This window comes from Nitrincola salilacus, assembly GCF_046271865.1.
Taxonomy (GTDB): Bacteria; Pseudomonadota; Gammaproteobacteria; order Pseudomonadales; family Balneatricaceae; genus Nitrincola; species Nitrincola salilacus.
The window spans coordinates 1611710-1626089 of record NZ_CP176580.1 but is presented as its reverse complement, the minus strand read 5'-3'; the positions used below and the strand labels follow the sequence as shown (position 1 = coordinate 1626089).

General features: G+C 51.0%; 13 protein-coding genes. 3 read left to right on the top strand and 10 right to left on the bottom strand.

Annotated elements, in window-relative coordinates:
- Positions 1-5: 5 nt before the first annotated feature.
- Entirely contained in the window at positions 6-968 is a 963-nt protein-coding gene (locus tag ACK3CJ_RS07660; protein ID WP_409525846.1) for a cyclodeaminase, read from the top strand.
- Positions 969-984: 16 nt separating this feature from the next.
- Here ACK3CJ_RS07660 and ACK3CJ_RS07655 read toward each other — a convergent pair whose 3' ends face one another.
- The 3 genes from ACK3CJ_RS07655 to tnpC form a co-directional block, all read right to left on the bottom strand.
- Positions 985-2151: a DUF5610 domain-containing protein gene (locus ACK3CJ_RS07655; RefSeq protein ID WP_409525845.1), complete on the bottom strand. Its 1167-nt coding sequence runs from the start codon at positions 2149-2151 to the stop codon at positions 985-987.
- Positions 2152-2599: 448 nt separating this feature from the next.
- Positions 2600-2839: an HTH-like domain-containing protein gene (locus ACK3CJ_RS07650; protein WP_409525844.1), complete on the bottom strand. Its 240-nt coding sequence runs from the start codon at positions 2837-2839 to the stop codon at positions 2600-2602.
- Positions 2840-2904: 65 nt separating this feature from the next.
- Entirely contained in the window at positions 2905-4341 is a 1437-nt protein-coding gene (gene tnpC, locus ACK3CJ_RS07645; RefSeq protein WP_409524409.1) for an IS66 family transposase, read from the bottom strand.
- 646 nt (positions 4342-4987) lie between these two features.
- Between tnpC and ACK3CJ_RS07640 the strand changes: the two genes are divergently transcribed.
- Positions 4988-6546, top strand: a protein-coding gene (locus ACK3CJ_RS07640) for an IS3 family transposase (RefSeq protein WP_409522522.1) whose coding sequence is annotated in 2 segments (ribosomal slippage) — positions 4988-5474 and positions 5474-6546 — 1560 coding nt in all. Because the reading frame shifts where the segments join, the coding sequence is not laid out codon by codon here.
- An 18-nt stretch (positions 6547-6564) separates the two neighbouring features.
- Here the strand turns inward: ACK3CJ_RS07640 and ACK3CJ_RS07635 are convergent.
- The 3 genes from ACK3CJ_RS07635 to ACK3CJ_RS07625 form a co-directional block, all read right to left on the bottom strand.
- Entirely contained in the window at positions 6565-7230 is a 666-nt protein-coding gene (locus ACK3CJ_RS07635) for an Abi family protein (protein WP_409526562.1), read from the bottom strand.
- A gap of 487 nt (positions 7231-7717) precedes the next feature.
- On the bottom strand, positions 7718-8602 hold the full coding sequence (locus ACK3CJ_RS07630) for a DUF6216 family protein (RefSeq protein WP_409525843.1): 885 nt from the start codon (positions 8600-8602) through the stop codon (positions 7718-7720).
- 463 nt (positions 8603-9065) lie between these two features.
- Entirely contained in the window at positions 9066-9626 is a 561-nt protein-coding gene (locus ACK3CJ_RS07625) for a DUF1285 domain-containing protein (RefSeq protein ID WP_409525842.1), read from the bottom strand.
- Positions 9627-9774: 148 nt separating this feature from the next.
- Here ACK3CJ_RS07625 and ACK3CJ_RS07620 point away from each other — a divergent pair, with 148 nt between their 5' ends.
- Complete coding sequence (locus ACK3CJ_RS07620) at positions 9775-10737, top strand: methylenetetrahydrofolate reductase (RefSeq protein ID WP_409525841.1); 963 nt, start codon at positions 9775-9777, stop codon at positions 10735-10737.
- A gap of 4 nt (positions 10738-10741) precedes the next feature.
- Here the strand turns inward: ACK3CJ_RS07620 and ACK3CJ_RS07615 are convergent, their stop codons facing one another.
- The 4 genes from ACK3CJ_RS07615 to ACK3CJ_RS07600 are packed head-to-tail and all read right to left on the bottom strand — an operon-like array spanning position 10742 to position 14366.
- Positions 10742-11446, bottom strand: coding sequence for a retropepsin-like aspartic protease family protein (locus ACK3CJ_RS07615; protein WP_409525840.1), 705 nt, complete (start codon positions 11444-11446; stop codon positions 10742-10744).
- Between the two features lie 25 nt (positions 11447-11471).
- The gene (locus ACK3CJ_RS07610; protein ID WP_409525839.1) at positions 11472-11846 is read right to left on the bottom strand and encodes a translation initiation factor Sui1; all 375 of its coding nucleotides are present in this window, start codon (positions 11844-11846) and stop codon (positions 11472-11474) included.
- 47 nt (positions 11847-11893) lie between these two features.
- Positions 11894-13219: a deoxyguanosinetriphosphate triphosphohydrolase gene (locus ACK3CJ_RS07605; protein WP_409525838.1), complete on the bottom strand. Its 1326-nt coding sequence runs from the start codon at positions 13217-13219 to the stop codon at positions 11894-11896.
- Between the two features lie 25 nt (positions 13220-13244).
- Entirely contained in the window at positions 13245-14366 is a 1122-nt protein-coding gene (locus ACK3CJ_RS07600) for a succinylglutamate desuccinylase/aspartoacylase family protein (protein ID WP_409525837.1), read from the bottom strand.
- Positions 14367-14380 lie beyond the last annotated feature (14 nt).

Here is a 14380-nt window from a genome sequence, read left to right as displayed (position 1 = left end):
TGCAAATGAAGATCTATAACAAACAGCAAATCAGCACCGCTGCCAGGCTGAATCATGATGCCCTGCGCGCCGTTGAAGAAGGCTTTGTCGCACTCGGTCGTGGCGAGGTATCCATGCCACCGGTACTGAGCATGAATATCACCGAAAGCAACGGTGACATGACTGGCGAGGTGGATATCAAAACCGCTCATATCAAGGGTAATGAGCGCTTTGCGATCAAGGTCAGTACAGGTTTTTTCAATAACCCGGCGTTGGGCTTACCCAGCCTCAGTGGGCTGATGGTACTTTTTTCTGCCCGCACAGGGGTTGTCGACTCGGTACTCTTTGATGAGGGCTATCTGACCGATCTGCGCACGGCTCTGGCCGGTGCACTGGCTGCGAAATACCTGTCCCGGGAGGATTCCCACAGTGTGGCAGTGATCGGTGCCGGGCTGCAGGCAGAGCTCCAGGTCGCAGCCCTGACGTTGGTGCGTGGTATCGATCAGGTACATCTGTATGCTCGCAATCCCGAGCGCATGGCTGCCTATCAGCAGCGCATGAGCGAACATCACGGTCTGGAAGTCATACTGCATGATTCAGCCCGCTCAGCCTGTGCCAAAGCGGATATCGTGGTGACCACCACTCCTTCAACCGAGCCTGTTCTTCACTGGGCAGATCTCAAACCCGGCACGCATGTCACGGCCATGGGCTCAGACAACAGCCACAAACAGGAACTGGAATCGACTATTCTGGACCAAGCGGATTTTATGGTGGTGGATAGACGCAGCCAATCGGAAAGCATCGGCGAACTGCATCACTTTCCCGGAGAGTTTCATGGCCAGGTACATGAACTGGGCGATCTGATTGCCCGTCAACACTATCTGAGAACAGATCCGGCACAGATAACCGTCTGTGATCTCAGTGGAACGGGTGTACAGGATACGGCTATTGCCAACTATACGGCGGGCAGGTTAAGTGCTGCCGTATAGTCGATCAAGCACCGATTTATGGCGCCTCGTTGACCGCTCCCAGCAGACTCTCCATATTATCCTGATAACGTGACTTCTGCTCGGCATCAGCGTCTTTGAAGCGGGTATCCTGCTCGGCCAGAGACTGCATGATGGATGCCCCGGCAGAACGCGAGTCTTCCAGGAAGGAGAGCATAGAGTTGTTGAACTGCTGATACAGCTCTTGCATCAACTGCTCCAGCAACTGACCACCGCGATTTTCCTGTGGCTGATCCAACTGTTCTGTCTGTTGATACTGACTGGCAGCACTGTATTGCTCAACCCGCATCATCTTCAGATCCATTGACGCCAGTTGAGTGCCATCAAAGGAGAGGTCGTTCGCCTGCTCAAATGCTTTCTGAATATCACCATTGTAAAACTCATCGGCCAGTTGACTGACATCACGGATCAGATTCTGGATCGCATCGATCTCATCCTCATTCAGATCACCTTCGATGGTGAAGCTGAAACCTGTGCTTTCACTACGACTGATATCAAAACGGCTGACGCTGTTACCTTGATCATCTGCAGCCACGGCAGCGGTGGCTGAGTAGTCCACGGATCGATTAAAGTTGATGGTGACCTTATCACCCTCTCGCGTGTTCAGCGTCAACTCAAAATCATCCGCTTGCTGATAGCGCTCTGCCACCGACATACCCACAGTACCTGCCAGTGCCGCATTTTTACCATTAGGTGACAACGCATCAAGTGCTTCAAATGTAAGCTTTTCGGTTTCTGCCACCTGATCCTTGATAACGCCATTAAGCAAGTTCAGACCAGAAAGGATCTCTTTGGCTTCGGCAAACCCCTGCTCTACCCCTTTCATCGCACGGTCATAGAGTGCCTGAACCTTCTCTTCTGATTCACCGCGGGCTCTTGCCTGCTCAAGCCCCGCCGCGACAAATTTGCTGATACGATCCGCGACCTTTTCAGGTGTGAACTCATTGGCATCGAGCTTTTTGAAGCCGCCCGCATCCATTCCAGGTATCTTCGTGGCCAGCTTCTCCAGCAGAAAGCTGTGCATTGCTGAGAGTGTGCCTGGACCATTACCGGACTTCGCCGCATTGGCCAGTCCAGCAGCAACGCCCGGAGGCTGATGCGCTTTCTGGCCGGGGTTACTCAGACCTTGAGATCCCTTGGCAAAGGGTGAATTGATACTGATCATGACAGACTCCAATCGGACAGACAGGACTGGCCGGGCTTTGTTATGGTTTGGACACCTTGCGCGAGCAACCTTGCGCGATAAGTTGTATCCAGTATAGCCGACCTGACCAACTGCCAGGATCCGGCAAATATAGAGGGCTATCGGCCAGAACCACGAAAACTTGAGCCTGTACCCTCTCAGAGTTTATTGATGCCAGCACTTGTTTTTACCGGAGAGTTTTTACCAAAACATTTCTATCAAAGCATTTATGTCAGAGTTCATCCAAAAATGAAATAGCGTCTCATATACGTGCATATGGAAGGTAAGCAATGGGATGGACTCCTCCTCACCTCACCGGTATCTACGTGCCAAAATGGTGAGTGAACAGTCAACCATCATAAAGATGAAAACCAGTTGGCTCAGGCTGCCTGAAAATGATTTATCGGACAACAACCTTGAAAACTCCGTCTTATAGAAGGTCTGTATTCAGTCCAGCTGATTTCAAGCTCTGAGTGAGGTTTCGCATTTTGCTGAACTCAGTACCAAAACTAGGCTTGAGCCCCACACCCTCGCAGAACTCTTTAGAGGTCACGTTCTTAAGCTGGTCTGCGTACTTAATCATTTGCAGATGCATCTCGACGGTGTACTGGTTGCGAGGCGCATCGGCCAGCGCTTTGCGGATCTGCTCATAGATCTCGGATTCGTTCATTTTTTAACCTTCAAGACCTCACCTTAGATAATTGTAACTATTCAGCCATTATAGACCCAGCAGGTTTATTTATTATCATCGGCAGCATTCATAAAAGGTAACAGCTCTCCTTTAAAAAGTGATGCCATAGCCTGCGAGCCGCTGACTCCTTGCTTGCGTGCAGTCGATAAATAACTCCGGACACGACAGAAGATATGAGCACCTTCCAGCGACCGGAAGCACCCTGATATTTTCTGCTGCACCTTGAGCATCCGGATATCCCGTTCACCTTGGTTGTTGGTAAAGGGCACATGGGGATCCTCTAAAAATCTAAGCACATCGGCTTCGAAGTTCCTCAGCCTCTCAAGTAGATTTCGTGCCGTTGAGCGCTTAAGGCGACCGCGTTTGCCGTCTCGTTGTACTTCATCGGGTGGCGGACATTCAATATCCGCTTTCTTTAAACAGTCTCTATAAGCTTTACGCCAACCTTCCGCTTGATCGGCAGGTACTGACCCGCCAGCATTGATGACGGCATCATTCATGGTGCACAGTAATGTCTGCATGCGCTGTGCCCAGGCTTGTTTGTCCTGCTCCCAGACGCGTTCAAGTTCACGCAAATGGTGAGCATTACACAGTGCATGCTGGCAATCGGTATAGCGGTAATAGGGTTTCCAGTGATCATGACACAGCGTACCGGTAAAGCGCGGTAAGATGCCGATCTGATCCATGGCTTCACTGCCTCGTTTTGAGTGAGGTGCTAACCACGTGAGTGACTCATTGGATGCACAATGCAGCCAATGACGCTTTCCACCAATATTGATACCGGTTTCATCGGCATGGATCACCTGCGCCTGAGTCAGACGCTGTTTGACCCATGACTCAAACGGCGCGGCTTTATCGAAGGCTTCTTTATTGAAGTTAAATAACGAACCGACACTTAACGGAATACTGAGCTGATCTTCAAAGTACTCACGTACGCGGTCATACGGCAGTAACTGATACAGGGATAAGTAAACCGCATGAGCCTTTAATACAGGGCCATATTGAACTGACGATTTCACACCCTCTGGAAAGGGCGCGGTGACACGATTACCCTGTTCATCTTCAAGGATTTCAGCACGGTACTCTGTGACGAGACGACTGATATCGATATCAAAGACCTGCCGAGTCTCATAGCCAGCGAACGTGTAAGTGCTCCCCTTGGGCAAGGTGCGACGATCGATTTTAACAACGTTGATCTCATCTGGATCATCCACGGGTTGTAATGTTTTCCCGATACGCCCCTGTTGGCCGCCGGGTTTACGATCACTTTTAGCGCGTTCTTTTTTAACGCGATCAGGATCCTGAGACGGGGGTTTGCTGCTATTGCGACTGTTGGTGTTGACGCGTCCTAGCAGGATTGGAATGATTAACAGGAGTATCTCAAACGTTGATCGTAACGATGGAGAAATAGATGCATCATCTTTAAGTTGCTGCCTTGCATTCGCTATGATCGCGTCGACATCAATATCACTGATCTTCATGAGATAGACCTGAATCCTGCTGTTTGATGGCTTATTATCGCACGCTTTTTTCAGATCGGATTTTTCGCTCTGTGATGCGTTCTAAGCGGTTTTAAGCATTCATCCTCGCAGGGAGTGATATCGTCTGATCTGTAACGACTGCGGGGCTAAATGGTGCGCTTGGTAAGTACATATGATGGAAGCCAGGGCGGCGATGAGATCTGGACGTTTTTAGCCAAAAACACTGTCAAGTACTTTTTTAGTTATTTTGGGCTGAATAGATACAGATAATTTAGCTAAATTATATACACAACCAATTTAGTCCAAGCACTACCAGGCTTTTAGCTGGTCGGATTTATCGGAGTATCGAGTAGTAAGTGCCTACCGGGCGGTCTTTACGACTGACCGTTATCATAGCCTGACGCGTTAGGAGGCCATTGAGCTCCCGCTTGAAGCGGGACATCGGCATTTTCACTTCTGGCTCCATCTGCTTGTAGGCGGCCAAACCTTCGACAGAGCAAATCCAGTTAAAATGGCTCTCTACGTAGCTGGTCATGTAATCGCTGTATCGATCAGGTGATAACCATTTCCCCGCCGTGTCAGAGTAGTTGTCCGGTCTTCTTTTCACAATAGTTAGTGTCAGACGGCGGGTGGTTAGCAGGTTCAAATGGCTGTTTATTCACCAGTAAGAAAAGAAGCAATATTAAAGAAGTTATTACCGCCGTTAAATCGCTCCGTGGCGCAGTTGGCTACAGAGGAAGGCATTTCTGAGCAGACGCTGTACAATTGGCGCAATCAGTTAAAAGCTCAAGGATATGCCGTGCCGGTCAGTGGACAAAAGCCTGATGATTGGTCAGGAGAAGCAAAGTTGGCGGTGGTGATTGAAACTGCCCCGTTATCAGAAACCGAGTTAAGCCAGTATTGCCGAGAAAAAGGCTTGTTGGTTGAGCAGGTTAAAGAGTGGCGCAGCGCCTGTGTGATGGGCAATGTGAGCGAGGTTCAGCACAAGGCTGCTGAGAAAAAGCAGGCCAGAGAAGATAAAAAGCGGATTAAGCAGTTAGAGCGCGAGCTAAACCGTAAAGAGAAAGCTCTGGCGGAGGCGGCAGCGTTGCTGGTCCTGCGAAAAAAGCTCAGAGCGTACTACGGCGAGGAGGACGAGGACAGTTAACGACGGTGAGCGAGCGCAACTTAAACCTAAGCTGGTTTGATGAAGCCGTGTTAGCGGGAGCCAGGCGCGATAAGGCCGCTCAGGAGCTTGAGATACCATTGCGCTCACTTCGCCGTTGGCGCGATGAGCAAGGCGCTGTGCTCGAAGATAAGCGGCCCACGGCAATAAGACCAGAGCCGAAGAACAAGCTTAATGAAGCCGAGCGCGAGCAGATATTAGCAACGTGTAATCGCGACGAATACGCCAGCTTGCCGCCATCACAAATTGTGCCACGGCTGGCAGATGATGGTGTCTACTTGGCCTCGGAATCGACGATGTACAGGGTGCTTAAAGCGGCAAATCAGCAACACCACCGAGGCAAAAGCAAAGCACCGGTGAGCCGAGCTAAGCCTACCAGTTACAGTGCTTCAGCACCAAACCAGGTGTGGTGTTGGGACATCAGCTATATGCCGTCTGGTATTCGAGGGCTGTACTGGTATTTATACGCGATCATCGATATTTACAGCCGAAAACTGGTCGCGTGGGAAGTGCACGAAAAAGAATGCAGCCAGTTGGCCAGTGAGCTGGTACAGCGCGCGTTACTGCGTGAGCAATGCTTGTTTAAGCCACTGGTGTTGCACTCGGATAACGGTAGCCCGATGAAAGGCAGCACGCTCAGGGTAAAATTGCAGGAGCTGGGTGTAACGTCCTCGTACAGCAGGCCCAGAGTGAGCAATGATAACCCGTATGTGGAATCGTTGTTCAAAACGGTGAAGTACTGCCCACAGTGGCCATCAGGCGGCTTTGCTACCTTAGAAAGCGCCAGAGTATGGATGATGGGTTTTACGACGTTCTATAACCATGAGCACCGCCATAGCGGTATACGGTTCGTGACACCGGTGCAGCGCCACAAGCAGCAAGACGAGGCACTTCTGGCAAAACGGAAGTCGGTGTATGAACAAGCGAAATCAGAGTATCCAGAGCGATGGTCTGGCAGAGCAACAAGAAACTGGACGCCTATAGGCTCAGTAAGTCTGAACCCAGATCGGGAAATCGTACCGGTTCAGGCAGCAGCGTAAAACGAGAAAATCGGACAACTACCTTGAAAAACTCCGTTTCAGCAACTCTGTGATGCGATCATGTATAAGTTTGAGCCTTTGGATTGCATCGGAAGGTGTGATCGGTGCATTTTGAACCAAGGCAGGAGTCGGACTACCTTGGCGATACCGTCGCTCTTCGTATAGGTCACCTTGCTTCCATACAGGCTCAAAGTGGGCTATCCGGTTTCTGATTTTGTTTACCAGATCCATCCTCGAATAAAGGGCATCTTGGTTTCGCAGCACAGACCAATGCGCAGAAGTAGTATAACGATGCCCCGGAACAATTTGAGGAATCAAATTCCCCCAAGGTAAAGCTGCGTCAAAAAGTTTTGGCCAAAATCCAAAGGTCATTCTTGAGACGACATCGTTTGCAGAAGGAGCGGGGACTTTCGGTCTCAACTGTCCAGTTCGTCGATGTCTAGTATGAGTTTCCTTTTGAATTTTTTGTGCTGACTTTGGCGGCAATGTAATGTAGTAGTACCAGTCATTGGAGTCGTTTCTGCCTACAGACCGGTGGCTGTGCAGGTGTAAGCTCAACGCAGTGTGGAAGCGGTTGCGCATAACAACCTCAGTGATTGAAATCAAGCGGAATAGCGTTGCGGAAAGGGCCTCGTTCCAGCAATATATGCCATACAGCTCGTGATCGTTTGCGCCGTGAAACATAGCCCGATAGCTGGACAGCCGGGCAACAGATATGTCTATGTGAGTCTGGTGAATATTGGCGGGTTGCACTCGCTGGCCTCCTATCCTATACTAGATCCCGTAAGCACTTGGGTTTATATCTTTTCTCTGCTCACTTCGGTCAGCTTGAAGGGGTCCAAGATGCGAAGATTTAATCAGAAAGACTCTCCGAAAGGAGGGTCTTTCTGCTTTTAAGATCAATAAGTTACAAACTCAAGCCGCTCTATATAATTTAGCTAATTTATATAGACTCCAATCAAAACACAAGCTTTAATCCTCGAAAACAATAAGCCTCCTCCCTCCTGTCTACTTACAGAAGGGTATCTCAATATAGATAAACGGGACATTAATCCAGTCAATTAACTTCATTACTCGCCAGAGTAAGGGGTACCTATGTCTTCAAACGGTTGATGCTAATTGGGATCAGCAGTTGAGGCAGAAGGTATATCTATCTAGTGAGGTCGGAGGGCTATTGTGATGGGGCGCTGTCACCATCTTCTGAATCTAGAGCTTGAGCCCGTGCTGCTGTGTCTCCGAGCTTTTTCTTTAAGTAACTCTTGGCTTGTCTCGCAGAGTTCAGTCGTAGAGCGGAGTTAAAGCAATAGAGAAAGAGCGGCAGGAAAGCCAATGCAAGCCACACGAATGATTTCTGGTTGTTGATTATTTCATCAATACGTTGGATGTCTTTTGCATTTGTGAAGGATTCGCAAATATTCGTAATGTTTTCTGGCTTCAGTTTTGCCTGCGCGGCAAATGACTCTTTGTCCAACGGTGTTTGGGAACAGGTTTCTGCTGTCAGTCGCCAGTCTTGGGCTCGGTCCCGGAAAGGGTTGTAAGCTGTACTGTATGCTGCATCGTGGCTCAACCACATCCATTGTGTTTCATCGTTGAATTTGATCAAGGCGGCATCTTTCCTTGCTAGCTCCATTAGATAGATTGAAAGTAAAACAAGAACAAACCCGACGACTGAAAAGAAAATGGTGGCTAGGCGATACGAGCCTTTCTTAACCTCCCTTTCTTCCATATCAAAGAGGTCATTCAGTTTAGCGAGCCTTCGGAGATCCAAGTCATTTCTATTAATCCATTTTATAAAAAGGTTCACCTCTTTGAGTGACTTGGCTCTGGTATTGAACAGCGCATTGAAACGCTCAACGTCTTTCCTTTCATTCCAGAACTCTGTGACAGAATTATCATGGAACTCCTTACCGCCGATCACTATAGCATAGAGCCGGTTTATCAACCCATATGATGTCCCGGCTCTGAGACGAAACCAGATCACGGCGAATACAGTCAAAAGAACAAGTGATAGCCAGGGCGAGATATCAGCTACTATTTTTAAGGTTTCTACCTCCATGGCGGTTACTCCTTGTGTTGCGATTAGATTTTAAGAGCTGTTAGCTTATCTGAGAGAGGCAATTTGCGGAATCCCTCGCACTCGACATAGCAATAGAGGCTTGAAGGTGAGCTACCAGCGTCTGACAGAACAAGAGATAAAAGATCTCAGGAATGAGATGAAGCAAGCAGGCAAATGGATGAAGGACGAGCTCAAGCGCCGGAGGCAGAGCAAATCCTCAGATGTTCAGGTGGAGAGTTTTACATATAAGTCGTCCCATCTGAAGATCAAGTCATAAATCCGATTGTAGCCCGTCCAGTCATCGGAGTGTTTATAACTCGCTGAATTTTATTCTGTTTCATAACATATGAGATTTTGTGAGCTTCATCGCAGCACCCATGAGATTTTTCGTGCGCACGAAGGCCGATAAGTAGTTGTTTTCAGTGAGCGATGATTCTCAAAGAGAGAGATCCGACAATTTTTATCAAAGCTTTCCTAAAACAAAACGCTGCCCGGCACTGTAAACCACCAACTCATCACCATCCGGCGCCAGCTCAGTTGCCGCCATCTCCACCAGTTCATAAAACAGGTTGCGCGACAGGCGCCCTTCCATACCAAAGCGGATCAGAAGATAGGGGCTGGGCTCACCGGTTTCCGTGTCTGTTGCCACCCGTATCGGGTGCTCTGCACCGGCCTCAATACGATCGCCAGTAGAAGTCGTGAATACCAGCGTTTCACCGCGATCTGCATCCGGCTGTCGCTCCATCAGGATCACACTGAAAGGCACATCTTCAACCTGGATACCGACCTTTTCCACCGGCGTTTTCAGAAAATACTGATCACCTTCACGCCAGAGTACACGCGAAAAGAGTCTGACCATCGCTTCACGTCCGATGATCGATCCTTGATAGTACCAACTGCCATCTCGGGCAATACGCATATCGATATCACCACAGAAAGTGGGGTTCCACTTTTCCAGAGGGGGAATCCCCTGCGTCTGCCCGATCTGACTGGCCAGTCCAGCCGGGTCAAATGGTTTCTGCACGCTTTAAGCCTCCTGTTTCGATAGGGGTATGAACGTCGCTCACAACAACACTAAAATATTTCAACTGTGATAATACACAAATGAATCATATTCATTGTTAGAATAACCGCCATCGGATGTTATAACCACTGCGGAAACCTGTGTTCTAATGAATAACCAACTTGCTGCAAAATTTGCCAACCCTGATCAGGGTGTCTACTTCATCGGAACCACGCCCCCCAAAGCGAGTACCGAAGATGCCAGCATGCTGGAGATCGCCGACAAGCTGTTGGCACGTCTTGCTCAGGTCGAGTTTGACGGTCTGATTGTCTATGACATTCAGGATGAGAGCAGCAGAATCGACAAGCCACGCCCTTTTCCATTTATGTCCACCCGCGATCCACGTGAGTATGCTGCCATTCTGAGCCAGCGCTCCGGTCGGTCAACCATCACTTACAAGAGTGTAGCTCAACGCGACGCTACCGAGTTCACCGATTGGCTGCAGGAAACCGATCAGACCTATGGTCAGAACAATATTGTACTCGTCGGTAGCCCCTCCTCCGATGGTAAGGTGCGCCTGCCACTGAACAGCGCCTATGAAATCCTGACCAGTCAGCCACAGCAGTTTCATCTCGGTGGCGTGACCATTGCCGAGCGCCATGCCAGCAAGGGAAATGAGCATCTGCGCCTGTTGCAGAAAGGTCGTCAGGGGTGTCAGTTTTTTGTTTCTCAGGCAGTCTACAACCCACAGGCCACTATTGATCTGCTGACCAGTTATGCCCGTTCCTGTCGTCAGCTGGATATTGAACCGCGTCGCATTATTCTGACATTCACACCCTGTGGCAGCGCCAAAACGCTCGAGTTCATGCAGTGGCTGGGCATATCAGTACCGGAAGCCACACGCTGGCGCATTCTGGATGCCGAAAAACCCCTGGCTGAGTCGATTCGTATCTGTCAGAACAATCTGGAACAGATACTCAACGCCTGTCTGTCGCTGGGGATACCGCTGGGATTGAATATCGAGAGTCTGACCAACCGGAAAGAGGAGATAGATGCAGCAATTCAGCTCTATCGACTACTGAAGGCCACTATGGAGTTACAGCTGGCTAAGCGCGAGCTTGATCAGGCCTGAAGGCTCACTCCTCGAAGGTAGTGAGCAGCATCTCGCGCGCATCCTGGAGCTCCTGATAGCGCGAAGGCTCCCAGACAATCATGCCGCGATCAAAATCGATGCGATACTCCACCTGGCGTAAAAAATCCATTCCCAGAAGGCCATCATACCCTGTGCCCTGAAAGTCGATAATCAGTGCACTCTGGTTTTCAAGTTTGAAGGGGCCTATCTCGATTCTGTCGAAGGATACCGACTCAGTTGGAATTCGTTGACCACTGGCAACCTGGGCATAACCAGCCGGTCTCGGACTCAGTGGCAGGGCCGCCAAGGAAGCGCGATGAAACACCGTTGCCGACGCACCGGTATCCAGCAGCAGTTGACTCTCAACTCTTCGACCGCCATGCACCGCCCTGACCGGAATATAAACCATATTACCGCGAATGGTGACAGGCACCTCCATAGTGGCCAGCAGTTGATCGACGCGCCTTAGCTGCTCCCGTCGGGCCTGCTCACTGAGCAGATCCGCACGCAGCAGCTCCTGCTGCAGCCTCTCCTCCTCACTGACCACCCTGCCCCGGGTTTCTATCTGGTCACGATATTCAGGAGGGATCTGACTGAGACGGTCAACAAAAATACGCCGCCCTTTATCATCCGTATAATGATATACCTGAGCGAGCACCGGTGTGGCTATCAGCAACCCAGCACATATCAGCCACAAAAGACGTTTCATGAGGTTTCACTCATTTTGGGCAGTATCAACCACCTGCCAGTTTTACCTTATAGCCTTCAGCTTCCAGCATCGACTTCAGCAGTTCACGATGATCACCCTGTATCTCGACCACCCCATCCTTAACCGACCCACCGGTGCCGCAACGTTGCTTGAGTTTTTTGGCCAGCTCTTTCAACGCAGGTTCCGCAAGCGGGATACCAGTCAAGGTCGTGACACCCTTCCCCTTGCGTCCGGAAGTTTCACGACGAATGCGCACAATGCCATCCAGTGTCGCCAGCCGCTGCTGCTCACTCAATTGATCACAGATACAGGCATCCAGTGCCTCTGAGCAATCCGGGCACAAACGCCCCTTATCTGTAGAATAGACCAGACCACGCAACTGATCCTGTAATGATGCCACTGTGTTGCTCCTGTATCGCTGCCGTATAGAAACCCTATTGCTACTGCCTAGACCCGAATCCCACCACCGATCTGACGTGCCAGGTATTGTGCGTAATTATCGGTCATTCCAGCAATAAAATCGATGGCGCGCATATAGCTCTGATATAGCGTCCAGTCAGCACCGGGAGCATGAATACCCATCAGGCCAATGATCTTCTGGCTGCGATAGCCCATCTCCTCGCCTCCCGTTCTATGCAGTTCATAAACGGCATCACAGAAGGCATCCAGCAGTACACCCAGGGTGGTGTAGGCGCCGACCTCCAGCTCTGCTTTGCGCGTATCGGGAAATACGCGCTCGCGGGCAATGGACTTGGCTGTTGCCAGCCCATCGCGCACCATTGGATCGCCATCCCTGAGCAGCTCACCGTCATACTCGCCCGCCATGATCTGCTCATAGTGGCGCATGAAGGCTCCCAGTGCCGAGTTGACCATATTCTCCATCGCCTTGCCGCGCAGGGCCGAGATCTTGCGCCTTGCCGAGGCCTGGGAGTTGAAGATCTCGGCATCAAAATCGAGATCACCACAGAGCTGCAGCAGTATCGGTTTGACCTCGTCAAAGCTCAGAATATGCAGCTCGATTGCATCTTCCAGATCCAGAATGGCATAACAGATATCATCGGCGGCCTCCATCAGCCAGGTCAGCGGATGGCGTGACCAGTGGTGAGGCCCGAGCCGTATCAGCCCCAACTGCTTACCCAGTGTATCGAGAATATCCAGTTCGGTCTGAAAACAGCTGAATTTGCCGCGCTTGCCGCCCTTTTCCACTGTCCAGGGGTATTTGAGCAGCGTGCCCAGTGTCGGGTAGGTCAGGCGCAAACCACCGTCGAACAGGTTGTTTTCGATCCGGGTGACCACCCGCAATCCGTGTGCATTGCCTTCAAAGGTGCTCAGATCAGCCAGTTCCAGCTCGGACAACCCCTGGAGCCGCGGGTCCGCGACATGGCGGCGAAACCAGTCACGAATGGCATACTCGCCGGCATGGCCAAATGGCGGGTTGCCGATATCATGCGCCAGACAGGCTGACTGCACGATGGTACCCAGATCATGCGGCGTCACCCAGGGTGGCAGTTGATCGGCTATCTCCTCACCGATACGGATACCGAGGCTGCGCCCGAGACTGCCGACCTCTATTGAATGGGTCAGGCGGGTATGGATATGGTCATTCAGCGACAGCGGATGGACCTGGGTTTTACGCCCAAGACGCCGAAAGGCGCTGGAGAAGATGATGCGGTCATGGTCCTTGTGAAAGTGGCTGCGCCCCACCTCCTCCGGCGTCAGCGACTCATGACCGTACCGCTTGGTTGTCAACAACTGAGACCACTGCATCTGCATGCTGAATCCTTACCAGAAGGCTGTATTAAAAGCTGAGCTGGGTGCCCGGCTTGATATGTGTCTCTTCGCTGGCAATCATCGCAATATGTGATCCGGGGAAGGACAGATGGTTGACAGCGATGCTGAACAGTATGCCGCTGGTCGGTGCATGGACAGCTATACGTTCCGGTTGATCCTTATCCAGCAGGACGATATCCGCCAGATGATCACCTGGCTGAAGCATCTCACCCAGTTGCCGATGATACACCACCAACCCTGCGGCACTGGCATATAGCACCTTGACCTGGTCCACACTGATCGCCTGAGTGCTGCCTGCCTGTTCCTGATGCTGAGCACCACTGGCTTCGACATACCCCTGGGATTCGAGAAACGCCAGAATACCTTCAGCGTCACGACTGGCCAGCGCATCACTGACACTATGCTGACCACGCAACTCGATAGTGGCGGCAAAGCAGGGATCGGCAAAGGGAGCGTCTGTCGCTTCCATCAACCTTACCCAAGGCTGCGTATGCGTGCCATCAAACGCGACAGTCCCTCTGACATCCTCCTCCAGACGGATCGGGAAACCGAGACAGTCCGACAGTAAGGTGCCTGTCTCTCGCTGATGCGTGCCATAAAACACATGCGGCAGTGAATCATAATCGCAATGCAGATCCAGCATCAGATTGGCATCCAGCGACAGACCCAGCAGCGTCTTGTGCAGTATCTCGATCTCGTAATCGGCTTTTTTCTCACTCGCCAGTTGCACCAGCGCTTCACGCACCTTGCGATCATTGGCTGCCGCATCTTGCCCCAGCTCCGGTAGAACACGCTCAATCAGCACCTCGGGAGGAATCGCCATGCCACGATTGAAGTTCTGCCCGGTGGTACCGTCAAAACGACCCAACACACGCCCAGCATGGCGTTGACTCAACCCCACTGGATTGGCGTAGGGCAGAATCTGAATGCGCTGTTTGATTTGACCGGCTGCTTCAAGCGCCTGAAGACGCGTAATCAGATGTTGCAGGGTAAGCAGGCCGGGCCATTCATCGGCGTGCAGGGCTGCCTGTAGATAGGCTTTCTTTTCACCGCTGCCGAATTCATGGACCGTCAGAAAGCGCTCATGGCCCGGCGCATGGGCTGGTAAAGGAATACGTATTGTTTTCATTGTGACACTCTCTG